The 21,742-nt window shown below is 65.3% G+C and carries 24 protein-coding genes; 10 read left to right on the top strand and 14 right to left on the bottom strand.

Features of this window, described 5'->3' with window-relative positions:
- Positions 1–114: 114 nt before the first annotated feature.
- The 3 genes from ACIU1A_RS27980 to ACIU1A_RS27990 form a co-directional block, all read right to left on the bottom strand.
- Positions 115–735 carry a transglutaminase-like cysteine peptidase gene (locus ACIU1A_RS27980; protein WP_404925790.1) on the bottom strand — a complete coding sequence of 207 codons (621 nt, stop codon included), beginning with the start codon at positions 733–735 and terminating at the stop codon, positions 115–117.
- A gap of 173 nt (positions 736–908) precedes the next feature.
- Positions 909–2,186 (bottom strand): polyhydroxyalkanoate depolymerase, encoded by a 1,278-nt coding sequence (locus tag ACIU1A_RS27985; RefSeq protein WP_140662595.1) that lies wholly within the window; start codon positions 2,184–2,186, stop codon positions 909–911.
- Positions 2,187–2,414: 228 nt separating this feature from the next.
- On the bottom strand, positions 2,415–2,783 hold the full coding sequence (locus tag ACIU1A_RS27990; protein ID WP_140491856.1) for a septal ring lytic transglycosylase RlpA family protein: 369 nt from the start codon (positions 2,781–2,783) through the stop codon (positions 2,415–2,417).
- A gap of 225 nt (positions 2,784–3,008) precedes the next feature.
- Here ACIU1A_RS27990 and ACIU1A_RS27995 point away from each other — a divergent pair, with 225 nt between their 5' ends.
- The gene (locus ACIU1A_RS27995) at positions 3,009–3,278 is read left to right on the top strand and encodes a hypothetical protein (RefSeq protein ID WP_404925791.1); all 270 of its coding nucleotides are present in this window, start codon (positions 3,009–3,011) and stop codon (positions 3,276–3,278) included.
- Positions 3,279–3,285: 7 nt separating this feature from the next.
- Here ACIU1A_RS27995 and ACIU1A_RS28000 read toward each other — a convergent pair whose 3' ends face one another.
- The 4 genes from ACIU1A_RS28000 to tauA form a co-directional block, all read right to left on the bottom strand.
- Positions 3,286–3,492 carry a hypothetical protein gene (locus ACIU1A_RS28000; RefSeq protein ID WP_140491853.1) on the bottom strand — a complete coding sequence of 69 codons (207 nt, stop codon included), beginning with the start codon at positions 3,490–3,492 and terminating at the stop codon, positions 3,286–3,288.
- Between the two features lie 19 nt (positions 3,493–3,511).
- Positions 3,512–4,375 (bottom strand): ABC transporter permease subunit, encoded by an 864-nt coding sequence (locus tag ACIU1A_RS28005; protein ID WP_140559162.1) that lies wholly within the window; start codon positions 4,373–4,375, stop codon positions 3,512–3,514.
- Positions 4,372–5,145 (bottom strand): taurine ABC transporter ATP-binding protein, encoded by a 774-nt coding sequence (locus ACIU1A_RS28010; RefSeq protein ID WP_404925792.1) that lies wholly within the window; start codon positions 5,143–5,145, stop codon positions 4,372–4,374. Before ACIU1A_RS28010 ends, ACIU1A_RS28005 begins: the two co-directional genes overlap by 4 nt.
- A 152-nt stretch (positions 5,146–5,297) precedes the next feature.
- Positions 5,298–6,314, bottom strand: a complete 1,017-nt coding sequence (gene tauA, locus ACIU1A_RS28015; RefSeq protein WP_404925793.1) for a taurine ABC transporter substrate-binding protein — start codon at positions 6,312–6,314, stop codon at positions 5,298–5,300.
- Between the two features lie 610 nt (positions 6,315–6,924).
- Between tauA and ACIU1A_RS28020 the strand changes: the two genes are divergently transcribed.
- The 8 genes from ACIU1A_RS28020 to ACIU1A_RS28055 all read left to right on the top strand — a co-directional run bounded on the left by ACIU1A_RS28020 (position 6,925) and on the right by ACIU1A_RS28055 (position 16,282).
- Positions 6,925–7,416, top strand: a complete 492-nt coding sequence (locus ACIU1A_RS28020) for an Rrf2 family transcriptional regulator (RefSeq protein ID WP_140563855.1) — start codon at positions 6,925–6,927, stop codon at positions 7,414–7,416.
- 25 nt (positions 7,417–7,441) lie between these two features.
- Positions 7,442–8,782, top strand: coding sequence for an FAD/NAD(P)-binding protein (locus ACIU1A_RS28025; protein ID WP_404925794.1), 1,341 nt, complete (start codon positions 7,442–7,444; stop codon positions 8,780–8,782).
- A 203-nt stretch (positions 8,783–8,985) separates the two neighbouring features.
- On the top strand, positions 8,986–10,443 hold the full coding sequence (locus tag ACIU1A_RS28030; protein ID WP_140524460.1) for a pyridoxal-phosphate dependent enzyme: 1,458 nt from the start codon (positions 8,986–8,988) through the stop codon (positions 10,441–10,443).
- The gene (locus ACIU1A_RS28035; RefSeq protein WP_404925795.1) at positions 10,440–11,609 is read left to right on the top strand and encodes a trans-sulfuration enzyme family protein; all 1,170 of its coding nucleotides are present in this window, start codon (positions 10,440–10,442) and stop codon (positions 11,607–11,609) included. Before ACIU1A_RS28030 ends, ACIU1A_RS28035 begins: the two co-directional genes overlap by 4 nt.
- Positions 11,610–11,894: 285 nt before the next feature.
- The gene (locus ACIU1A_RS28040) at positions 11,895–12,860 is read left to right on the top strand and encodes a GlxA family transcriptional regulator (RefSeq protein ID WP_140491839.1); all 966 of its coding nucleotides are present in this window, start codon (positions 11,895–11,897) and stop codon (positions 12,858–12,860) included.
- Positions 12,861–13,181: 321 nt separating this feature from the next.
- On the top strand, positions 13,182–14,486 hold the full coding sequence (locus tag ACIU1A_RS28045) for a Xaa-Pro peptidase family protein (protein WP_140649495.1): 1,305 nt from the start codon (positions 13,182–13,184) through the stop codon (positions 14,484–14,486).
- Positions 14,487–14,601: 115 nt separating this feature from the next.
- Positions 14,602–15,282 (top strand): isochorismatase family protein, encoded by a 681-nt coding sequence (locus ACIU1A_RS28050; protein WP_140491835.1) that lies wholly within the window; start codon positions 14,602–14,604, stop codon positions 15,280–15,282.
- Positions 15,283–15,316: 34 nt separating this feature from the next.
- Complete coding sequence (locus ACIU1A_RS28055) at positions 15,317–16,282, top strand: alpha/beta hydrolase (RefSeq protein WP_140655110.1); 966 nt, start codon at positions 15,317–15,319, stop codon at positions 16,280–16,282.
- A gap of 18 nt (positions 16,283–16,300) precedes the next feature.
- Here ACIU1A_RS28055 and ACIU1A_RS28060 read toward each other — a convergent pair whose 3' ends face one another.
- Entirely contained in the window at positions 16,301–16,678 is a 378-nt protein-coding gene (locus tag ACIU1A_RS28060; protein ID WP_181168549.1) for a YraN family protein, read from the bottom strand.
- On the bottom strand, positions 16,671–17,582 hold the full coding sequence (gene rsmI / locus ACIU1A_RS28065) for a 16S rRNA (cytidine(1402)-2'-O)-methyltransferase (protein ID WP_404928028.1): 912 nt from the start codon (positions 17,580–17,582) through the stop codon (positions 16,671–16,673). Before rsmI ends, ACIU1A_RS28060 begins: the two co-directional genes overlap by 8 nt.
- A 199-nt stretch (positions 17,583–17,781) precedes the next feature.
- Here rsmI and ACIU1A_RS28070 point away from each other — a divergent pair, with 199 nt between their 5' ends.
- Positions 17,782–17,961, top strand: coding sequence for a hypothetical protein (locus ACIU1A_RS28070; protein WP_140491829.1), 180 nt, complete (start codon positions 17,782–17,784; stop codon positions 17,959–17,961).
- Positions 17,962–18,034: 73 nt separating this feature from the next.
- On the opposite strand, the gene ACIU1A_RS28075 is transcribed toward ACIU1A_RS28070, so the two are convergent.
- The 5 genes from ACIU1A_RS28075 to rph all read right to left on the bottom strand — a co-directional run bounded on the left by ACIU1A_RS28075 (position 18,035) and on the right by rph (position 21,712).
- A complete protein-coding gene (locus tag ACIU1A_RS28075) occupies positions 18,035–18,469 on the bottom strand; it encodes an EamA family transporter (RefSeq protein ID WP_140580265.1) in 435 nt (144 codons plus the stop codon).
- Positions 18,470–18,567: 98 nt separating this feature from the next.
- Positions 18,568–19,746: a radical SAM family heme chaperone HemW gene (gene hemW, locus ACIU1A_RS28080; protein ID WP_140824725.1), complete on the bottom strand. Its 1,179-nt coding sequence runs from the start codon at positions 19,744–19,746 to the stop codon at positions 18,568–18,570.
- Positions 19,743–20,405 (bottom strand): RdgB/HAM1 family non-canonical purine NTP pyrophosphatase, encoded by a 663-nt coding sequence (gene rdgB / locus ACIU1A_RS28085; protein WP_140514124.1) that lies wholly within the window; start codon positions 20,403–20,405, stop codon positions 19,743–19,745. Before rdgB ends, hemW begins: the two co-directional genes overlap by 4 nt.
- Positions 20,405–20,815, bottom strand: a complete 411-nt coding sequence (locus ACIU1A_RS28090; protein WP_140514125.1) for a VOC family protein — start codon at positions 20,813–20,815, stop codon at positions 20,405–20,407. The genes rdgB and ACIU1A_RS28090 overlap by 1 nt, the downstream gene beginning before the upstream one ends.
- 180 nt (positions 20,816–20,995) lie before the next feature.
- Positions 20,996–21,712 (bottom strand): ribonuclease PH, encoded by a 717-nt coding sequence (gene rph, locus ACIU1A_RS28095; RefSeq protein ID WP_140563837.1) that lies wholly within the window; start codon positions 21,710–21,712, stop codon positions 20,996–20,998.
- Positions 21,713–21,742: the final 30 nt, after the last annotated feature.

Raw genomic sequence — 21,742 nt, forward strand, 5'->3', positions numbered from 1 at the left:
AAATCGTCGATGACAGCCTCTTTCTCCCCGTCACTATACGGGGAGAAATGCCCGGCAGGGCAATGAGGGGCGGGGCCGACATCCGGCGGTTGGGCGCGCCGCCCGCCGCAGTCCCTACTCCACGGACCCCACCAGCACCTGCTGGCCGCCGCGGATCGAGACCCAGCGGCCGGTGTTGTCGATCGCCTGGCGCTTGAGGAAATGGTAGCCGGTGTCGTCCCAGGCCTTGACCTTGTCGGTCAGATTGTCGAGCACATAGTCGCCCCTGTCGGTGCGCACCGTCAGCACCGAGTGCCCTTCGCCGTCGGGTTTGCGCACCACGGTGATGAGAAGATCGGCAAGCGATATACCCATTCGGGACAGCAGGCGCCGTTTCTCCAGCACATAGTCCTCGCAGTCGCCGACGCCCTTGGCGGGATAGGCCCAGACCTCGTCCTTGCCATAGATGTCCATGTCGCTCATCGGCTTGACGGCGGCATTCACCCTGGCGGTGACCTTGGCCAGCTTGCGCCACAACCTGTCCGTCATCGCGGCCGGCGCCAGATTGCTGGGACGGATTGCGCATTCGCGGGCATTGAGCCTGCAGAAATCATAATGGCCGATCGGTTGCGACGCGACGCCGCCGGTCGTCATCGCTCCGGCCGCCAGGGCCGGTGCCACCCAGCCTCCCATCATTGCCGCCAGTCCGGCTACTGCGCACGCACGAAGCGCTCGCGCCATTGGTGAGGAATTCATTGTCCCCGCTCGCCCTTGTTATTAATGAAAGGTTAAGGGCGATCTACAGTCCGTGTCAATTACCACGATTGGGTGATTTGCGACATGGTTACCCGCGAGACGCATGGCAGCGGCACCCGTGCGACAGGCCTGCCCGGCCTGTCCGGCGCTATCGGGCCGGCAATGCAGGCTGCCTATCTTTTGGCGGTGCGGACCAGCTTCGGTTTCACGGCGACCCGGTTCTGGCGGCCATAGCTGGTGATGAAGTCGACGATGCGCGGCACGATCTCGGCGCGGAAGCGCGACCCGTTGAAGACGCCGTAGTGCCCGACCGCGGGCTGCATGTAATGCGCCTTCCTGTCGGCGGGAATGTTGACGCACAGATCGTGCGCCGCCCGCGTCTGGCCAAGGCCGGAAATGTCGTCGTTCTCGCCCTCCACCGTGAACAGCGCGACATTGCGGATGGCCGAGGGATCGATGGGCGTGCCGCGATGCGTCATCTCGCCCTTGGGCAAGGCATGCCGGACAAACACCGTGTCGACCGTCTGCAGGTAGAACTCAGCCGTCAGGTCCATCACCGCCAGATATTCGTCGTAGAAGTCGCGGTGCTTCTCGGCGCTGTCGCCATCATGCTTCACAAGGTGCATGAAGAAGTCCTTGTGGGCGATGATGTGGCGGTCGAGGTTCATGCTCATGAAGCCCGAAAGCTGCAGGAAGCCGGGATAGACCTCGCGGCCGAAGCCCGGCACCGGCCAGGGCGCGCGCATCACGACATTGTCGCGGAACCAGTCTATGCCCTTCTCCTCGGCCAGAAGGTTGACCGCGGTCGGGTTGCGGCGCGTGTCGATCGGCCCGCCCATCAGGGTCATCGTCGCAGGAACGAAGGGGTCGCCGCGCGTTTCCATCAGCGCCACGGCCGCCAGCACCGGCACGGAAGGCTGGCAAACAGCCATCACATGCGTGTCGGGGCCCAGCACATGCAGCATGTCGACGACATAGTCGATATAGTCGTCGAGATCGAATTGGCCGTCGGCCGTCGGCACCATGCGGGCGTCGATCCAGTCGGTGATGTGCACGTCGGCATGGGGCAGCATGGCTTCGACCGTGCCGCGCAGCAGCGTCGCATAGTGGCCCGACATCGGCGCCACGATCAGAAGCTTCGGATCGCGCCGCCGCCCGGCGGGCACGGCGCGCTCGAAACGCACCAGGTTGCAGAACGGTCGTGACCAGACGATCTTCTCGGTCACTGCCACGCTCTTCCAGTCGACCACCGTCTTGTCGAGGCCGAATTGCGGCTTGCCGTAGCGGCGCGTGGTGCGCTCGAACAACTCGGCGCCCGCCGCGATCGAGCGGCCCCAGGACGTGTGCGAGAACGGATTGAGCGGGTTGGAATAGAACAGCCGCACCGCATCGGCATAGAGACGGGCCGGCTGCAGGGCGGCGTGGTTCATTTCATAGAGCTGGTAGAACATCCGTTTACCCCGCTGCGGCCTGCGACCGAAGGGGCGGCGAGCAGTGCCTGGCCCTAACTGTCTCGCGGGGAAGTTAACAACTAATTGCTGCGATGCAATACGTCACGTGGCGTGATCTATACGCATTCTTGGTCCAAAGCGTTGGAAATCAGCCTTGGACGGTACAAGCCGGCTCATTGTGCAGGTGCGAAGGCCAGGCGGCCCGGCCCTCGGGCCGGGCAGTGGTGGTCAGACGCGCGCCATGCAGACCGCGGTGTGGCCCGAACCGATGAAGCCGAGCTGGCCGGCGGCACCCTTCGACAGGTCGAGCACGCGTCCCCGGATGAACGGTCCGCGATCGTTGATGCGCACCACGACGCTGCGGCCATTGTTCTGGTTGGTGACCCGCAGCTTGGTGCCGAAAGGCAGCGTGCGGTGGGCGGCGGTCAAGGCCGAAGGGTTCATTCGTTCACCCGACGCGGTCCTGGAGTGCAGGGCGTACCAGGAAGCGCGGCCGCATTGGCCGGCGGCGGAGGCGGCTGGAGTGGCGGAGGCGCCGACCATCAGGCCAGCAGCGATCGTCACCGCGGCAAGCGCGGTCCGGTTGTTGTTATTCATATTTGGGGGAAGGCTCCGTTTTTGACAGGCCCCAGCCGTTACGGAGACAATAAGGCACGAAATGCGGCAATCATCCGGCAGTTCCATGGCATCGGCACACGTTTAGAGTCGCCCGGTAACAGTCTGTCAGTGATTTCCCGACGGTCGGCGATCAACTCACGATGATGTTCCAGCGGATATCCATGTCTTGTTTGACAAGATCGAGCGGCAACATCCAAGTAGAAGATGCTGCTGCCGAACCGATTCCTTTGCTTCTTTCATCGCGGTGGCGACGACGCGACCGATCAACTTCGGAAGGAGAATCCGGCAATGAGACTGATCAAAAATCTGCTGGCATTGATTGTGCTGGCGGTCGGCGCGCTGTGGTCGCTGCAAGGCATCGGCGCGATCGGCGGCAGCTTCATGACCGGCCAGTCGCAATGGCTCACCATCGGCATCATCGTCATGCTGGTCGGTCTCGCCGAGCTCGTGTGGGCGAACCGTTCGCGCGGTTGAGCCGCTCTCACTGCGACCAGTACTGCCAGGCCCAGTAGAAGCTTTCGTCTCGCGGCGGCAGGCGGTCACGCCCGGCCGGGAGTCGGACGGGCGCCGGCGAGCGCGGACCGTCCTCCCTTGTCGCCTTGTCCTCCTCTATCGCCTTGCCATCGGATGTCAGGCCCAGCAGCCAGGTGCCGAAATGGGCGAACAGCATGGCGGTGGAATGGGTCATCGTCATCTCCGTTTCCCGATCATTCGCGTCCCGCCCACGGCACGAGCGCGCGCTCGATCCTGCGGATGGCGAATTCGAGCACGAAGGCGATGGCCGCGATCACCAAAATGCCCATGACCACCACGTCGGTGACCAGGAACTGCGCCGCCGACTGGATCATGAAGCCAAGCCCGCGCGTCGCCGCCACCAGTTCGGCGGCGACCAGCGTGGACCACCCGGCGCCGAGCGCGATGCGCAGTCCGGTCAGGATCGACGGCAGCGCGCTGGGCAGGATCACGTGGCGGACCACCTGGCGCCTCGTCGCGCCAAGCGAACGCGCGGCGTTGATGCGCTCCTGCGAGACGCCGCGGACGCCGGACGCGGTCGACAAGGCCACCGGCGCCAGCATGGCGATGGCTATCACCAGGACCTTGGACGGCTCGCCGATGCCGAACCAGATGATGACCAGCGGCAGATAGGCGAGCGGCGGGATCGGCCGCAGGAATTCCAGCAGCGGATCGAAAATGCCGCGGCCGACGGTGCTGATGCCGATGGCGAGGCCAACCGGCACGCCGACGAGGAGCGCCGCGATGAGCGCGGCGAACACCCGCCCCAGGCTGGCGGCGATATGCTGGACGAGCGTTGCGTCGACAAAGCCATCGCGGGCGACGATGATGAATTTGTTCCACACCGCGACAGGCGAGGGCAGGAATACCGGCGACACCAGTTGCAGGCGGGCCGACAGCGTCCAAAGCGCCAGCACCAGAAGAATGGTGGCCGCGCTGACCATGCGCGCCGAAACGCCCTTGCGCTTCGGGACCGGGCGCGACCATGGCACCGACAGGCCGTCGGCCTCTTCGGTCCTGGAGCCGGAGCGTTCGGTGTAGGAGGAGAAAATGGTCATGCCGCCTCTCCCTCGAAGATCGCGTCGGTCAGTTCGCCGCGCGCCGCGGCGAAGCCAGGATCGGCCTTGATGGCGCGGATGGCCTCGCCCGCTGCGTAGCGCCTGGAGAAGCCCGGCTCCAAGATCCGCACCACCCGGCCCGGCCCGGGCGCCAGGACGACGATGCGGGTGGCGAGCACGAGCGCCTCGTCGATGCCGTGCGTGACCATCAGCACGCCGACATTGCTTGTTGTCCACAGGTCGAGCAGCGTCGTCTGCATGCGCTCGCGCGTCAGCGCATCGAGCGCGCCGAGCGGCTCGTCGAGCAGCAGGAATTGCGGCTCGGCAGCCAGCGCCCGGGCAAGGCCGACGCGCTGGCGCATGCCGCCGGACAGCTCCCAGATGCGCTTGTCGCCGGCATCGGTGAGCTTGACCAGGCCGAGCAATTCGTCGGCGCGGCGCGCCCGCTCGGATGGCCCGACACCGCGCAGCCTGAGCGCGAAGGCGACGTTCTCGCGCGCCGTCAGCCAAGGAAACAGCGCGTCGTTCTGGAACACCACCGCACGGTCCGAACCGGGTGCTGCGATCGGCCGGCCGTCGATCGCGGCCGTGCCGCGTGCCGGCGCGACAAAGCCGGCGGCTACATTGAGCAGCGAGGTCTTGCCGCAGCCGGAACGGCCGACAAGGACGACGAAGTCATCGCTGGCGACGTCGATCGATACCCGCTCGACGGCGGGTGCGGGCTGGCCGTCATAGTGGATCGAGATTCTGTCGAGCACGAGATGCGACATGAGCCCTCGCAGGAGTTCGTTGAAGTCCGCCTGCCCGAAGCAGAGCCTCGTCAGCGGCTCCGGGATAGACGACACGCGGCGTCAGGAAAGCCGCGCGCGTCTCATCGGGGCGCCACCTGCCCGTCGTGGCATGGGGCGCTCCAACGCTCGGGTCAGTTCGAGGCCAGCGCCTCGGTGACGTATTTCGATGTCACATATTTCGAATAGTCCGGCAGCACGGCGTCTACCTTGCCCTGCTCCTTGAGGAAGGCGGACGCGGCCGCGATCGCCTTGACCGTGCCGCCGCCGAGGAACTTGTCGGAGGCTTGTTCTTCGAGTGTCGGGAAGACATAGCCCTTGAGCAGTTCAGGCACTTCCTCGACCTTGGCGCCGGTCAGCTTGGCGATCTCGGCCGCCTGCGGCGACGCTGCCGACCAGGCATCGGGCTTGACCAGGTACTCGGCATAGGCCGCACCCGTCACCTTGACGAAGTCGCGCACCGCTTCCGGGTTCTTTTCGGCAAAGTCGGTGCGCACGATCCAGGCGTCGAAGGTCGGCGCGCCCCAGGCGGCGACCTGGGAGGAATCCAGCACCACCTTGCCTGATGTCTTGATCTGGCCGAGCGCCGGATCCCAGACATAAGCCGCATCGATATCGCCGCGCGAAAAGGCAGCGGCGATTTCCGGCGGCCTGAGATTGAGGATCTCGACCGATTTCGGGTCGACATTCTCATGTTTCAGCGCGGCAAGCAGGCTGTAATGCGTCGTCGAGACGAAGGGCACGGCCACCTTCTTGCCGGCGAGGTCGGTGACCTTCTCGATGCCGGCGCCGTTGCGTGCGACCAGGGCCTCGGATGGCCCGATCAGGCCGACGACGAAGATTGTCTGGACCGGCAATTCGCGGCTCGCCGCCGCCGCCAGCGGGCTCGAACCGACATAGCCGATGTCGACCGAGCCGGATGCGACCGCGGCGATGACATCGGCGCCGGAATCGAATTTGCGCCAGTCGATGGCGGCCTTGGTGGCCTTTTCATAGGCACCATCGGCCTGCGGCACCTTGGAGGGTTCGACCACCGTCTGGTAGCCGATGGTGATCTTGAGGTCGTCGGCAAAAGCCGGGCCGAGGAAGGCGGCGCCGGCAAGTGCGGCCGTAGACAGGAGAAGGATGCGTCGCGAAATGGTGGTGGACATCAAGGGCTCCATGAAACAGGGGAAAACCGGATTGCTTCATGATAGTTCGCTAATTCTATGGTTCTTGTAGAGTTAAATTCTTCTAGCGGGGCTGGATTTGTTGGAAAAAGCTGCCGGTGCCGAGGTCCCCAAGCGGATTTGGCGGCTATGGCGCTTCAAGAGTGGCGACGTCATCACGTTCGGGAAGCTCGGCCCCGCTACCGGCCACCGATCGAGAACGAGAATTCACACTGCAGCCGCTTGAAAGGCAAATCCATGCTTCAGACGGATGGGAATTTAAAAACATGTTCCGCCTGTTCGCGTTTAAGTATAGTAAACTTATCGACATAGAACCTGGAGGCGGCGATGAGAGGTCATACCCACCCATATCGCGGCGATCGCCGGCGGCATCAGTCTCAGGCCGTCGGGCCACGGTTTGTGTCCCCGGAGTCACAAGTCAGGTCCAAAATGGCCGCAATGGCTTGAAATCAAGCAAGATCAATCGCGATTGGCTTGTATATCATGTTGGTAGAATTTATGCGTCATGGATGCTTGAGCGCGGCGGGAGGCACGCCAGGCGTTTCGCAAAGGATGGCCTCGAGCCATCGCATGACAGAGAAACGTTCGGATCATGCTCACCAAGAAAGGCAAGTACGGCCTCAAGGCGCTCGTCCATCTGGCGCGGATGCCGGCCGGGCAGCTTGCCTTCGTCAACGACATCGCGACCGGCAACAGCATCCCGAAGAAGTTTCTCGACGCCATCCTGGGCGAATTGCGCAATGCCGGTTTCGTGCAGAGCCGCAAAGGCAAGGATGGCGGCTATCGCCTGGCGCGGCCACCGGAGGAAATCAGGGTCGGCCATGTCGTGCGTGTGCTCGACGGCCCGCTGGCGCCGATCCCTTGCGCCAGCCGTACCCAATACCAGCGCTGCGAAGACTGTAACGAGGCGACATGCCAGGTTCGACATCTGATGCTGGAAGTCCGGCAAGCGATCGCCGAGGTGCTCGACCAGCGCAGCCTCGCCGAGATGCGCGACATCGGCCTCGACGACCTTGGGGTCGCAAGGGGCCTCGACGACCTCTCGGTCGCGAGCGACGATCTGCCGGTTGCGGTGAAGGCCTGACGCCGGCGCGTCGCACGGGGCTGGCATGAGCGGCCGCGGCAACTCGATCATCATCGTCGGCGGCGGCGCCAGCGGGGTCGTGCTCGCCGCGCATCTGCTGAGACAGCCCAATCCCGACCTTCGCGTCACGCTGATCGAGAAGCGCCCGCATTTCGGCCAGGGCATCGCCTACTCCACATTGCTCTCCGCGCATGTGCTGAACGTCAGCGCCGCCGGCATGAGCGCCTATGCCGACGATCCCGGCAATTTCTGGCGCTGGCTGGTGGAACGCGGCCTGGCAACGCCCGAGCAGGCGCCGGTCTACGCGCCGCGCAGCATCTATGCCCGTTATCTCGGCGAATTGCTGGACGATCTCAAGGCGCGCGAGAGGGAGACCGGACGGCTTCGGCTGATCCATGAGGAGAGCCTGTCGATCTCGCCCACGGCCTCGGGGGTCGAAGTGGCGCTCGCCAACGGTACCAGCGTCGTCGCCCATCTGGCGGTGCTCGCCACCGGCCATGACGAGGTGCCGGCCATGGGGCAAGGCCATGCGGTTCGGATGGGGTCTGAGGCCGACACCGCGCTCGATCCCGACCGGAGCGTCATGGTGCTGGGAACGGGCCTCAGCATGGTCGACGCGTTCCTCGCCCTCGAACAGCGCGGCCACCGCGCCGAGATCGTCGCGGTGTCGCGGCGCGGCCTGCTGCCCTCGCCGCACCGCAAGGGCAATCCGATCAAGCTCGACGTCGCCGATATCCCGCTCGGCACCCAGCTTTCCTATTTCGTCGGCTGGTTCCGCGATTTGATCCGGGAAAACCAGAAGGCCGGCATCGACTGGCGCGACGTCGTCGACGGCCTTCGCCCGTTCAACCAGAAGATCTGGCAGAACTGGCCGGCCTCCGCCAAGCGTCGTTTCGTCGAGCACACCAAGGCGTGGTGGGACATCCACCGCCACCGCATGGCGCCCGAGGTCCATGCCCGCGTCACGCAAGCCGTGCAGTCCGGCCGCATCCGCCTCGTCGCCGGCCGTGTCGTCGACATCGCGGCGGGCGGCGAGTTCACGGTCCAGGTCCAGTCGCGCCACACCAAGCGGCTGGAGAGGTTCGAGGTCGCCCGCATCTATGATTGCTCCGGTATCGTCAGGGACATCTCGGCCTCGTCGAACAGCGTCGTGCGCTCGCTGGTCGACCGCGGGCTGGCGCGGCCGGATCCGCTGCGCATCGGCCTCGACGTGACGGCCAATTGCGAGATCATCGCCGGCGACGGCACGGTGTCCAGGAAAATCCTCGCCGTCGGCCCGCTGACCAGAGGCACCTTCTTCGAGATCGACGCCATCCCGGATATTCGCGTCCAGTGTGCGAGGCTGAGCAAGCAGCTGCTGGGGTAAAGTGTTGACGTCGGCGCTCTACGGCAGGCCAGAGGGGGCGTGCCGCACAGTCCTGCAGCCATTGCGCGTCGCAACCCGGAATTTCATTCTCCATCTGGCCGGTCGATTGGCACGATCTATCTTCTTTCCCACTGCAAAGGGCTGGAAAAGAGGGTACGCTGCCGCCCCTGCACGAGGCGGCCGCTTGATCATGGAGCATCGATATGAGCAGGCACAAGATCGCGCCCTCGGATAGCGCCCCTTTGGAAAGCGCCGCTTCGGAAAACGCAACGTCGCGCCTGCGGCCGCCTTACGGATCGGTGCTCGACCTGATCGGCCAGACCCCCGTGGTCGAGCTGACCCAATTCGACACCGGCAAGTGCCGGCTGTTCATCAAGCTCGAAAGCCAGAATCCCGGCGGCTCGATCAAGGACCGTATCGCGCTGTCGATGATCGCGGCGGCCGAGAAGGAGGGCAGGCTGAAGCCAGGCGGCACGATTGTCGAGGCGACGGCCGGCAATACGGGCCTGGGGCTGGCCCAGGTCGGCATCCCCAAGGGCTACCGCATCATCCTGGTCGTGCCCGACAAGATGTCGCGCGAGAAGATCCAGCACCTGCGCGCACTGGGCGCGGAAGTGCGCATGACGCGCTCCGATGTCGGCAAGGGCCACCCCGAATATTATCAGGACATGGCCGAAAAAATCGCGGCCGAGCTGCCCGGCGCCTTCTACGCCAACCAGTTCGCCAATCCGGCCAACCCTGAGGCGCATGAAACCACCACGGGTCCGGAAATCTTTTCGCAGCTCGACGGCGATGTCGACGCGGTGGTGGTCGGCGTCGGCTCAGGCGGCACGCTGACCGGCCTTGGCCGGTTCTTCGCCAAGGCATCGCCGAAGACGGAAATGGTGCTGGCCGATCCGGTCGGCTCGGTGCTGGCGCCGCTGATCAAGACCGGCAAGATGGTGGAGGCCGGCAGCTGGACTGTGGAAGGCATCGGCGAGGACTTCGTGCCGCCCAATGCCGAGCTGTCGCTGGTCAAGAAGGCCTATTCCATATCGGACAAGCAGAGCATGCTGGCGGTGCGCGATCTCCTGTCCCGGGAAGGCATCCTGGCCGGCTCGTCTTCGGGCACGCTGCTGTCGGCCGCCTTGCGCTATTGCCGCGAGCAGACGTCGCCCAAGCGCGTCGTCACCTTCGTCTGCGACAGCGGCAACAAATATCTGTCGAAAGTCTTCGATGATTTCTGGCTGGCCGAGCAGGGGCTGGCCGAGCACGAGCAGCATGGCGACCTGCGCGACCTGGTGATGCGCACCCACCGCACCGGCGACACCGTCTATGTCGGTCCGGACGAAAGCCTGCTCAACGCCTATGGCCGCATGCGCCGCTCCGATGTCTCGCAGCTGCCGGTGCTCGACGACGGCAAGCTGGTCGGCATCGTCGACGAAAGCGACATTCTGGCCAAGGTCGACGGCCCCTATGAGGGCCGCTGGGAGCGCTTCAACGCGCCGGTACGCACGGCGATGACCTCCAATCTGCATACTTTGCAGGCCAGCCAGACGCTGGACGCGCTGCTGCCGGTATTCGACCGCAACGAGGTCGCCATCATCTTCGACGGCGACGAGTTCGTCGGCCTGATAACCCGCATCGACCTGATCAACCATTTGAGGCGCCGTGCACGATGACCGCATCCGGAAAGAACCGCCTGGCCTTCTCCACCCGCACCATCCATGGCGGCCAGAGCCACGATCCCCTGACCGGAGCGGTGATGGTGCCGATTTACGCCACCTCGACCTATGGCCAGCAGTCGCCCGGCGTGCACAAGGGCTTTGAATATGCCCGGAGCCAGAATCCGACGCGCTTTGCCTTCGAGCGCGCGGTGGCCGATCTCGAAAGCGGCTCGGCTGCCTTCGCCTTCGCCTCCGGGCTGGCGGCGATCGCCACCGTGCTGGAACTGCTCGATTCCGGCGCCCACATCGTCGCCACCGACGACATCTATGGCGGCTCCTTCCGCCTGATGGAGCGTGTGCGCAAGCGCTCCGCCGATCTCAAGGTGAGCTTCGTCGACTGCACCGACCTTGCGGTTATAGAGGCGGCAATCCGCCCGGAGACGAAAATGCTCTGGGTCGAGACGCCGACCAACCCGCTGCTGCGCATCGTCGATCTCGAAGGCGTCGCAGCCCTTGCAAGGCGCAAGGGCATCCTCTCGGTCGCCGACAACACATTCTGCAGCCCCTATTTGCAGCGGCCGCTGGAGCTCGGCATCGACGTCGTGGTGCATTCGACGACGAAGTACCTCAACGGCCATTCCGACATGGTCGGCGGCGTGGCTGTTGTCGGCGACAACAAGGATCTGGCCGATCGCCTGAAATTCCTGCAGAACGCCATCGGCGCCATTTCGGGCCCGTTCGACAGTTTTCTCGCCCTGCGCGGCCTCAAGACATTGGCGCTGAGGATGGAGCGGCACTCGGCGAACGGCCTCAAGATCGCGCAGTGGCTGGAAGCCCGCAAGGATGTGCGCCGGGTCATCTATCCCGGTCTGGCCAGCCATCCGCAGCATGCCGTTGCCGTCCAGCAGATGCATGCGTTCGGCGGCATGATATCAGCCGTGCTCGACCGCGACCTCGCCGGCACGAAACGCTTCCTCGAACGCACGCAATTGTTCACGCTGGCCGAAAGCCTCGGCGGCGTGGAGAGCCTGATCGAGCATCCGGCGCTGATGACGCATGGATCGATCCCGGCGGAAAAGCGCGAAGAGATCGGCATATCGGATTCGCTGGTGCGGCTGTCGGCGGGCATCGAGGATGGCGACGATCTGATCGCCGATCTGGAGCAGGCGCTGGGGGGCTGAGCGGCGGCGCTCCCGCTGAGACGAGCCAGTCTCCAAGCCAGCGCTGCCCCTTACCTGCCTGCCGGCATCCTCTCCCGTATAGTGACGGGGAGAGGGGCGCTGTGTCTCGATTTGCGCCAATTATCAACGGCGGCAAGAGGGAGCCGGGGTTGCGGTATCTCCCTTCTCCCCGTCACCATACGGAGAGAAGGTGCCGGCAGGCGGATGAGGGGCAGCGCCAACTTCGCAGAAAGCCAGCCACAACCCCGTTGACCCCAAACCCCATCTGCCCGAGATGTAGCGCCTATGGCCACGCGCGACACATCTCCAGACGCTCCCCTCACTTTCGCGGTGCTGGTCTTCCCCGGCTTTCCGATGATGGCGTTCAGCTCGGTCATCGAGCCGCTGCGCGCGACCAATGTGCTGGCGAAGCGGGAATGCTATCGCTGGATCATCGTCGGCGCTACCCAGGGCGTGGTCGAGGCCTCGAACGGCGTCGTCATCCAGCCGCGCTTCTACGCCGAGGATGCGCCGAAGGTCGACCGCATCGTCGTCTGCTCGGGCGGCGATGCCGATCATCTCGTCGCCGAGGACGCGGCAAGCTGGATCCGCCGCAGCTTGCGCAATGGCGCCCATATCGGCGCGGTGGCGGATGCCGCCTTCTTCCTCGCCCGCGCCGGCCTGCTCGACGGCCATGCCTGCACCTTGCACTGGACCAGCCAGGCCGCCTTCACCGAGGCCTTTCCCAACGTCGAGCTGAGGCGCGACCTCTACGTCATCGACCGCAAGCGTTTCACCTCGGCGGGCGGCGTCGGCAGCCTCGACATGATGCTGGAGATCATCACCCGCGACTACGGCGCCGAGCTTGCGGCCGGCGTCGCCGAATGGTTCGTGCACAGCCAGCTGCGCTCCAGCGTCGACCGCAAGCTGATGCCGCTGCGCCTCCGTACCGGCGTGCGGAACGAGCTGGTGCTGTCGGCCATCGCCATCATGGAGGACGCGGTCGAGGAGCGGCTCGGCATGGCGGAGCTCACTGCGCGGCTCGGCGTGTCGTCCGATAAGCTCGAACGCTCCTTCCGCTCCGAACTCGCCATCTCGCCCAATGGCTACTATCGGCGGCTCAGGCTGAAACGCGCCGCCGATCTCCTGGCGCACTCGACCCTCGCCGTGCGCGACGTGGCGCTCGCCTGCGGCTTTGCCTCGATGTCGAGCTTCGCCCGGGCTTTTCGGGAGGAGCATGGCCATCCTCCGAAGCTGGCGCGACGGCATTAGAGGTCTTGCTGGCGCTGAGAGATGTTGGCGGGACAGCGCCCCCCTCTGTCCTGCCGGCCATCTCCCATACGAGGGTCCCTCAAGGGGGAGATCGAACGTCACAACAGCTTTCGCCAATTTTCACCGAAGAAGCGACGAGGTCAAAGCTGCCAATCTCCCCACTTGAGGGGGAGATGCCCGGCAGGGCAGAGGGGGGCGCTTGGCACCTGCATCTCTTATTACCCTAGCGGCATCTCGCACAACAAGCGCGGTTTTCCGCACAATCCCTCGTTACCGCCTGCGCCATGGTCTGATCTTGCAAACCACCCAAGGTCAGCCCCCATGAGCATCGTCGTATTCGACCCCGACAGCACTGAAGACGTCGACTTCAAGGACCGCATGCGCCACCCCGCGGCGGCCGATTCGGCGGGCGGCATGTGGCTGTCCGACACCGAGCCGTCCTTCATCGATGCCGACGCCCTTCGAAAAGGCCGGCTGGCCAAGCTGCGCGGCTGGATGCGCGAGGCCGGCTATGGCGGCGTGGTGCTGTTCGACCCGTACAACCAGCGCTACGCCACCGGCTCGCGCAACATGTTCGGCTATTTTCTGCGCAACTCGACCCGTTATTTCTTCATTCCGACCGAAGGGCCGATCGTGCTGTTCGAATATCCGCAGAGCTACCATGTCTCGATGGTGCTCGACACGATCGACGAGGCGCGTCCTTCCAAGCTCGTCTGGTCGTCGGTATCGGGCCGCGACGACGAGACCGCCGGTCCCTTCGCCGACGAGATCGCCGAACTCCTGAAGCAGCATGGCGGCGGCTCGATGAAACTCGGGCTCGACCGTTGCAGCCATCTGCAGGCGCTGGCGCTGGAAAAGCGCGGTTGCGAGGTCCGGGATTGCCAGGGCGAGATCCTGGCGGTGCGCGCGGTCAAGACGCCGGAGGAAGTGAAATGCCTGCAGGTGTCGATGGCCGGCGCGGAAGCCGCCGTCTATGCCGTGCGCGAGGCGATCAAGCCCGGCGTTTCCGAGAACGAGCTGTTCGCCATCATGTATGGCGAGGTCATCCGCCAGGGCGGCGAGTTCATCGAGACGCGGCTCTTGACGTCGGGCCAGCGCACCAATCCCTGGTTCAACGAGGCCAGCGGGCGAAAAATCCGGCCGGGCGAGTTGCTGGCGCTCGATACCGACACGATCGGCTGCTATGGCTATTATTCGGATTTCTCGCGCACCTTCCGCTGCGGGCCCGGCAAGCCGACCCCCTATCAGAAATCGCTCTACCGCATGGCGCACGACCAGGTTCAGCACAATATCTCGATCGTGAAGCCCGGCATGGCTTTCCGCGAGATCGCCGAAAAGGCTTGGAAGATCCCCGACCGCTTCGTCGACCAGCGCTACACCTCGGTCATGCACGGCGTCGGCATGCATGGCGAGACGCCCTTCATCGCGCACGCCATGGACTACGAAACCTATGGTCGCGACGGCCATATCGTGCCAGGCATGGTGGTGAGCGTGGAAAGCTATATTGGCGAGAAGGGCGGCCGCGAGGGCGTCAAGCTGGAGGACGAAATCCTGATCACCGAGACCGGCACCGAGCTCCTGTCGCGCTTTCCCTATGAGGATGAGTTTCTGGAGAAGCAGGTTTGATGCCAGCGGCCGGTTTAGTTGACGTACCGCAGCTGAAGAACGAGCGCCTCATTCCTTGGCGCCCCCCTCTGTCCCTCCAGCGTTTGGAAGTATCTTGGGGGCCAGGCGCATCCGCATGAAAAGCCCTATCTCCGTCAAGCGCGGCACCGTGGCCGCTGTCTTCATCGACCTGCAGGAAGAGCACCGGCAGGACCCGCGCTACCTGGTCGAGGGTTTTGACAAGATTCTCGCCAACGTCCAGCGGCTGCAGGCGGCGGCGCGGCAGAACAATGTGCCGCTCTATCACTGGGCCTACATTGTCGATCTCGACAAGCAGGAGCGGCCCTTTCACCCTGTTGGAACCGACGGCAAGTCGGCCTTCTCCGACAAGAGCGATCCGCTGACCGAGATCTGCCGTGAGGTGGCGCCTGCTGATGGCGAGGCGCTGCTGATCAAGGCCGAGGCCAGCGCCTTCCGCGCGGGACCGGCCGCCGATCGGCTCAAGGCTTCCGGCGTCGAATGGCTGGTCATATCTGGCGTGTGGACCGAGGCCTGCATCGATGCCACCGTGAAGGACGCCGTGGCGCGCGGCTTTCGCGTGCTGCTGGTCAAGGACGCCTGCGGCAGCGGCAGTGCCGCCATGCACCAGACCGCAATCCTAAACCTCGCCAACCGGCTCTATGGCGGCGCCGTCACCGACACCGACGGCGCCTGCCTGCTGCTGGCTGGCGAGAGCGTCGCCGTCTGGCAGGTCGAGGGCTCGGTGCCGCTGCGCTTCAGCTTTGAAAACGCGGCCAGGCTTTACAGCGAGCTTTGAGGCAATGCCTTCCGAAACCGTGGGCAGCACTGAAATGACCGGTCGCAGCAAATACGCGACGCGGCTCGACCCTGCGCTGTGGGCCTATATAGACGGCATCAACGCCTGGTATCCGCCCGAGACGATCGACCTGCCGATCGCCAAGCAGCGTGCGATCTATGACAGGATGTGCCGGGCGCTTCGCCAGCCCTATCCGCCGGGGGTGACGGCGAGCGACGACCTCATCGCCGCCCCCGGCCGGAACATCGCGGTGCGGCACTACGGGATGGCAGGCACGGCCGCGCGGGCCACGGTGCTTTATTACCATGGCGGCGGCTTCATCCTGGGCGGGCTCGACAGCCATGACGACATCTGCGCCGAGATCTGCGCCGGCACCGGCTTTGCCGTGCTCTCGGTCGACTATCGGCTGGCGCCCGAACATCTCCACCCCGCCGCCTTCGACGACGCTCTGGCCGCCTTCGAATGGGCGGCGGCTAGAGCGAACGGGCCACTGCTGCTGTCCGGCGAGAGCGCCGGCGGCAATCTGGCGGCGGCGGTCAGTCACGCGACGCGCGCTCGCGCGAAGAGGCCGACCGGCCAGGTGCTGATCTATCCCGGCCTCGGCGGCGACGAGACTGCCCGCTCCTACATCGAGCATGCCGAGGCGCCGCTTCTGTCGACCGGCGACGTCGCTTTCTACCGCCACGTCCGCTCGGCCAAGAGACAGGCGCCGGACGATCCGACCTTCTCGCCGCTGCGCGCCGCCGACTTCTCCGGCCTGCCGCCCACCATTGTCGTTACCGCCGAATGCGACCCGCTGTCGTCGGACGGCGAGGCCTATCGCGACCGCATCCTGGCCGCCGGCGGCAAAGCGAGCTGGCACGAGGAGAAGCGCCTCGTGCACAGTTTCCTGCGCGCCCGCACCACCGTGCCGGCTGCCGCCGAGGCGTTCCGGCGCATAATCGCGGCGATCGCGGCGATCGCGGCACTTGGCGCGGGCGAATGGCCCGTCGAACACTGAACCCGAGCGACGCAGCCCTCAATTGCGCCCGTAAAACGCGTTCGGGACATGCACCGGCCAGCGCCATGGCAGCACGGCGATCATGTCGAACCGTATCGACAGCCTGCCGTAATCCGGCTGGCGCGACAGCCAGATGTCGGCGGCGCCTTCGATGCGGCGCTCCGATTCATGGGCGATCGCCTCCATTGCCTCCATCAGCGTGCGGCGGGCCTTGACCTCGACGAACAGCACCAGGTCGCCGCGCCTTGCGATCAGGTCGATCTCGCCGAAACGGGTGCGATGGCGGCGCGCCAGGATCCGGTAGCCCTTCAGCACCAGCGCCGCCGCCGCCAGCCACTCGCCGCGATGGCCGCGCCGGTAGGCCTTTTGACGGCTGACGCTCGGGAGCCTAGCCACGGCCCTCTCCAGAGGCATCCCTGAGTTCCAGCAGCCGCCGGTAGAGCGCCTGCTTCTGGCCGCCGGTCATCTTCGCCGCTTCCGCCGCCGCCTTCGAAGCCGGCATTTCGGCGGCGAGCGACAACAGCATCCGGTCGATATCGGCCGGCTCGTCCGCCCTGGCTTCGGCCGGACCGACGCACACCACGATCTCGCCCTTCGGCGTATCGGCCGCCGCATAGTGGTCGGCCAGCGCCCGCAGCGTGCCGGTGCGCATCTCCTCGAAGGTCTTGGTCAATTCCCTGCCGATCGCTGCCTTGCGCTCGCCGCCAAGCGCTTCGGCCATCGCGCCGAGAGACTCGGCCAGCCGGCGCGGCGATTCGAAGAAGATCAGCGTCGCCGGCACCGCTTTAAGCGCGTCCAGCCGCGCCAGCCGCTGCCCCGCCTTGACCGGCAGGAAGCCGGAGAACAGGAAGGCATCCGAAGGCAAGCCGGATGCGGTGAGCGCGGCAAGCGGCGCGGACGGACCGGGGATGGGCACGACGCGAATGCCCTGGTCGAGCGCCTCGCCGACCAGCCGGTAGCCGGGATCGGAAACCAGCGGCGTGCCGGCATCCGAGATCAGCGCCACGCTCTGCCCCGACTGGAGCGCCGCTATCAATTTTGGCCCGGCCTCGCCGGCATTGTGCTCGTGATAGGCCGTGGTGCGGCGGCGGATGCCGTAGCGGTCGAGCAGCACGCGCGACACGCGCGTGTCCTCGCAGGCGACCATGTCGGCGGCGGCCAGCGTCTCAAGCGCGCGCAGCGTGATGTCGGCGAGATTGCCGATCGGCGTCGCCACCAGATAGAGCGCGGGTTCGAGCGGCCGGGCCGCGATCTCGGTCTGCCCGATCACATAGCTGCGCTTTCCCGTCTCGCCAGTCACCGGTGCCTTCTCCGTCAGCGGCGCGCCCGCGTCCAGATGGAGCCGCGAAGGACGTTCCGAAATCATCCGCCCTGTTTGGCACGGCCCGCGCCGGGTTGCAAAAGCCGCTGTAATGCAAGGCGAGCGCCATTCCTTCGCCACAGTAGGGAACGAAACCGTCTTTCGCAGATTTAGCCCCTGATTCCCCCGGGAGGACAGGATGGACAGACTGACCATACAGGACGCTTTCGAGCCCTACTATGCAGGCCGCAAGCGCTTTGCCGCGCAAGGAGACGGGAAGCCGCCCGCCACCACGGACGGCAAGCAGGGGCCCGCGCGCCGCCCGCCACCAGAGATCAAGCTACCCGACAACGAACCCGACAGCACGACGGAGCACTGACCGGACGATGCCCAATCGCTTCGATATTTTCATCACCCGTCTCGAAACCAAGAACGCCCGCCACGGCGCAGCACTACCCTCGATAAGCGACCAGCACCGCGCCCGCCGCGATAAGGGCGACGCCAAGCCAGTTCGCACCGGTGAGCCGCTCGCCGAGAAAGACCGTGCCAAACACCGCCACAAGCACGACGCTTAGCTTGTCGATGGGCGCCACCTGCGCCGCATTGCCGATTTTCAGCGCGCGGAAATAGCAGAGCCACGAGGCTCCGGTCGCCAGTCCCGACAGGCCGAGGAAAAGCCAGGTCTTCCCGGAGATCGAGGCCCACGATTGGAATTGGCCGCTGGCGGCGAGGATCGCCGCAAGCACGACCAGGATGATGGCTGTCCGGATGAGGGTGGCGAAATCGGAATTGATGGTCTCGATGCCGACCTTGGCAAAGATCGCCGTCAGTGCCGCGAAAGTCGCCGACAACAGCGCCCAGAATTGCCAGGAAAGCGTCAGGTTCATTCGGATAGCCTCACCGGTCGGGTCTCAACTCAGATACCGCGAAACAGCTGCCTCCAGAAGCGTAATCTTGGCTTCGAGATTGGGAGCAGCATCCCCGCCTACCGCGCCAGATCGGCCACCACGGCGTCGAGCACGATCATGCCGGCGGGCGTGGCGCGCAGGCGGGCGTTGCCGATCGGCGCCACCAGCCCTTCGCCCTGCAGCACCGACAGCCGCGCGCTCGACAGGCCGCGCCCGGAAAACGCTTCGTAACGCGACAGGTCGATGCCTTCCGCCAGCCTCAGTCCCATCAGCAGGAACTCGTCAGCCTCTTCGGAGCGCGTCAGGGTCTCGCCGCCGGTGACGCCATGGCCCTTGGCCTCGACCAGATTGGCCCAGGTTTCCGGCATCCTCTCCGCGATGGTCACGACGCGGTGGCCGTTCTCGACGAAGCGGCCATGCGCGCCGGGGCCGACGCCGACATATTCGCCATAGCGCCAGTAGGTCAGATTGTGCCGGCTTTCGGCACCCGGCCGGGCGTGGTTTGAGATCTCATACGCCGGCAAACTATGGGCTGATGTCACCTCTTGCGTCAGCGCATAAAGGTCGGCGGCGTGGTCGTTGTCGGGGATGATGAATTTCTTCGCCGCGTGCAGCGCGTGGAACGGCGTGCCTTCCTCGATGGTCAGCTGATAGAGCGACAGATGGTCGGCGGCGTGGCCGATCGCCTGTTCGAGCTCCGATGCCCAGGCCTCCGGCGTCTGGCCTGGCCGTGCGTAGATCAGGTCGAAGGAGAGCCTTGGGAATATCTCCCGCGCGAGCCCGATCGCGTGCAGCGCCTCGTCCACATTGTGCAGCCGGCCAAGGAAGCGCAGATCCTTGTCGTTCAGCGCCTGCACGCCGAGCGAGACCCGGTTGACGCCCGCCGCGCGATAGCCGCGAAAGCGTTCGGCTTCGACCGAGGAGGGATTGGCCTCCAGCGTCACCTCGATGCCGTCGGGCACCGTCCAGTTCTTCGCCACGGCGTCCAGGACCCTGGCCACCGTTTCCGGCTTCATCAACGACGGCGTGCCGCCGCCGAGAAAGATGCTGGTCACCTCGCGTGGGCCGGTGCGCTGGCGCATCGTCGCCAGTTCCGCCTCGAAGGCGGCGGCAAAGCGCTCCTGGTCGACCGGCTGGTGGCGGACATGGCTGTTGAAGTCGCAATAGGGGCATTTGGCCGCGCAGAACGGCCAATGCACATAGACGCCGAAACCGGGGCTGCGGTCGAGCGGCATGGTGGCGCCGGGCCTGATCATGCCGAACCTGACCTGGCCAGACCCAATCGGGCTTGGGCGAATTTCTGGAAGGCGCGGGCGCGGTGCGACAGCGCCGTGGCCTGGCCGGGTTTCCAGCCGTGTTTTTCCTCGGCACTCATCTCGCCGAAGGTCTTTTTGAAGCCGTCGGGCAGGAACACCGGGTCGTAGCCGAATCCGAGCTCGCCGCGCGGCGGCCAGACCAGCGTGCCTTCGGCCTCGCCGCGGTAATATTCGGCCTCGCCATCGGGAAAGGCGAGGCAGATGACGGCGACGAAGCGACCCTTGCGCTGCTCGGCCGAGGCGGCGCCGACTTCCTGCAGCGCCACTTCGGTGCGCTGCATGGCGATGCCGAAATCCCTGCTGCCATCAGGCGTTTCGGCCCAGTTGGCGGTGTAGACGCCGGGCGCGCCGTCAAGCGCGTCGACGCACAGGCCCGAATCGTCCGACAGCGCCGGCAGGCCCGTCGCCTTGGCCGCGGCGAAGGCCTTGATATAGGCATTCTCCTGGAAGGTGGTGCCGGTCTCTTCGGGTTCGGGCAAGCCATAGTCCTTCGCCGATTTCGCCTCGAATCCGAATGGCGCCATCAGATCGGCGAATTCGCGCAGCTTGCCTTCATTGTGGCTGGCGACGACGATCTTTTTTCCATCGAGAGAATGCATCAAAGTCCCCAGATTCTCGGCTCGGCGAATTCGATCGAATTGCCGGAAGGATCGCGGATATAAAGCGAGCGGCCGCCTTGCGGCCATTCGAATTCGCTTTCGATGGCGATGTTCTTCGCCTTCAGATGGGATTTCCAGCGGCTGATTTCATCGGCGGTCGCCGCAAAGCAGAGATGGCCTTCGCCTGATGTGCCGTGCGGCGGCACTTTCAGCCTCGCGTCGGGCGCGGGCGGGACCTTGGTCGCCTCGGCGTTGAAGATCAGCAGCACGCCGGCTCCGCAACGGAAGAAGAGATGGCGGCCCTCGATCTTGCCGAGAGGAGTGAGGCCGAGGATGTCGGTGTAGAAGGCTTCGGCAGCGGCGAGGTCTTTGACATAAAGAGCGGATTCAAGAATGGCAGAGGGGATCACGAGGCACCCCCCTGGCCTGCCGGCCATCTCCCCCGCAAGGGGGAGATGGGCGGCGTGAGCGCCGGCTCATGATGTTCTATGCTGATTATTGGCGAAGTTCTAGACAACAGCCGATCTCCCCCTTTGCGGGGGAGATGCCCGGCAGGGCAGAGGGGGGTGCCCAAGCTCCGCATGAATAAACTACGCCACCGCCATCTGCTGCAAACTCACCAGCCTCTGGATGCCTTTCTTGGCCAGGCCCATCAGCTCGGCGAACTGCCCTTCCGAAAAGGGCTCGCCCTCGGCCGTGCCCTGGATCTCGACGATGCCGCCCTTGCCGGTCATCACGAAATTGGCGTCGGTGCCGGCGGAGGAATCCTCGATATAGTCGAGGTCGATGACCGGCTGGCCGTCATGGATGCCGCAGGAAATCGCCGCGACATGGTCCTTCAGCACCTTGGCGACGCTCACCATCTGCCGGGCCTCCATCCAGCGCAGGCAATCGTAGAGCGCCACCCAGCCGCCGGTGATCGAGGCGGTGCGGGTGCCGCCATCGGCCTGGATGACGTCGCAGTCGACGGTGATCTGCTGCTCGCCCAGCGCCTGCAGGTCGACCACGGCGCGCAGCGAGCGGCCGATCAGCCTCTGGATCTCCAGCGTGCGCCCGCCCTGCTTGCCGGCGGAGGCCTCGCGGCGCATGCGCTCGCCTGTCGAGCGCGGCAGCATGCCATATTCGGCCGTCACCCAGCCTTTCCCGGAATTGCGCATCCAGCCCGGCACCTTTTCTTCCAGGCTTGCCGTGCACAAGACATGCGTGTCGCCGAACTTCACCAGGCACGAGCCTTCGGCATGTTTGGAGATGCCGCGCTCGAAGGAGATGGCGCGCATTTCGTCGAACTGGCGTTTGGAGGGGCGCATTCGGCCTGCTTTCTTGTCAGCTTTTTTGAA

The sequence above is a fragment of the Mesorhizobium maamorense genome (assembly GCF_044998965.1).
Taxonomy (GTDB): Bacteria; Pseudomonadota; Alphaproteobacteria; order Rhizobiales; family Rhizobiaceae; genus Mesorhizobium.

Bases quoted from the DNA above. Each gene is read 5' to 3' on its own strand.
- tauA (WP_404925793.1), bottom strand. From the start codon at position 6,314: ATGTCCACCACCATTTCGCGACGCATCCTTCTCCTGTCTACGGCCGCA.
- ACIU1A_RS28000 (WP_140491853.1), bottom strand. From the start codon at position 3,492: ATGACCCATTCCACCGCCATGCTGTTCGCCCATTTCGGCACCTGGCTG.
- ACIU1A_RS28045 (WP_140649495.1), top strand. From the start codon at position 13,182: ATGAGCATCGTCGTATTCGACCCCGACAGCACTGAAGACGTCGACTTC.
- ACIU1A_RS28025 (WP_404925794.1), top strand. From the start codon at position 7,442: ATGAGCGGCCGCGGCAACTCGATCATCATCGTCGGCGGCGGCGCCAGC.
- ACIU1A_RS28035 (WP_404925795.1), top strand. From the start codon at position 10,440: ATGACCGCATCCGGAAAGAACCGCCTGGCCTTCTCCACCCGCACCATC.
- ACIU1A_RS28050 (WP_140491835.1), top strand. From the start codon at position 14,602: ATGAAAAGCCCTATCTCCGTCAAGCGCGGCACCGTGGCCGCTGTCTTC.
- rph (WP_140563837.1), bottom strand. From the start codon at position 21,712: ATGCGCCCCTCCAAACGCCAGTTCGACGAAATGCGCGCCATCTCCTTC.
- ACIU1A_RS28010 (WP_404925792.1), bottom strand. From the start codon at position 5,145: ATGTCGCATCTCGTGCTCGACAGAATCTCGATCCACTATGACGGCCAG.
- ACIU1A_RS27990 (WP_140491856.1), bottom strand. From the start codon at position 2,783: ATGAATAACAACAACCGGACCGCGCTTGCCGCGGTGACGATCGCTGCT.
- ACIU1A_RS28005 (WP_140559162.1), bottom strand. From the start codon at position 4,375: ATGACCATTTTCTCCTCCTACACCGAACGCTCCGGCTCCAGGACCGAA.
- ACIU1A_RS28020 (WP_140563855.1), top strand. From the start codon at position 6,925: ATGCTCACCAAGAAAGGCAAGTACGGCCTCAAGGCGCTCGTCCATCTG.
- ACIU1A_RS27985 (WP_140662595.1), bottom strand. From the start codon at position 2,186: ATGTTCTACCAGCTCTATGAAATGAACCACGCCGCCCTGCAGCCGGCC.
- ACIU1A_RS28075 (WP_140580265.1), bottom strand. From the start codon at position 18,469: ATGAACCTGACGCTTTCCTGGCAATTCTGGGCGCTGTTGTCGGCGACT.
- ACIU1A_RS28040 (WP_140491839.1), top strand. From the start codon at position 11,895: ATGGCCACGCGCGACACATCTCCAGACGCTCCCCTCACTTTCGCGGTG.
- hemW (WP_140824725.1), bottom strand. From the start codon at position 19,746: ATGATCAGGCCCGGCGCCACCATGCCGCTCGACCGCAGCCCCGGTTTC.
- rdgB (WP_140514124.1), bottom strand. From the start codon at position 20,405: ATGCATTCTCTCGATGGAAAAAAGATCGTCGTCGCCAGCCACAATGAA.
- ACIU1A_RS28030 (WP_140524460.1), top strand. From the start codon at position 8,986: ATGAGCAGGCACAAGATCGCGCCCTCGGATAGCGCCCCTTTGGAAAGC.
- ACIU1A_RS28055 (WP_140655110.1), top strand. From the start codon at position 15,317: ATGACCGGTCGCAGCAAATACGCGACGCGGCTCGACCCTGCGCTGTGG.
- ACIU1A_RS28070 (WP_140491829.1), top strand. From the start codon at position 17,782: ATGGACAGACTGACCATACAGGACGCTTTCGAGCCCTACTATGCAGGC.
- ACIU1A_RS27980 (WP_404925790.1), bottom strand. From the start codon at position 735: ATGAATTCCTCACCAATGGCGCGAGCGCTTCGTGCGTGCGCAGTAGCC.
- ACIU1A_RS27995 (WP_404925791.1), top strand. From the start codon at position 3,009: ATGCTGCTGCCGAACCGATTCCTTTGCTTCTTTCATCGCGGTGGCGAC.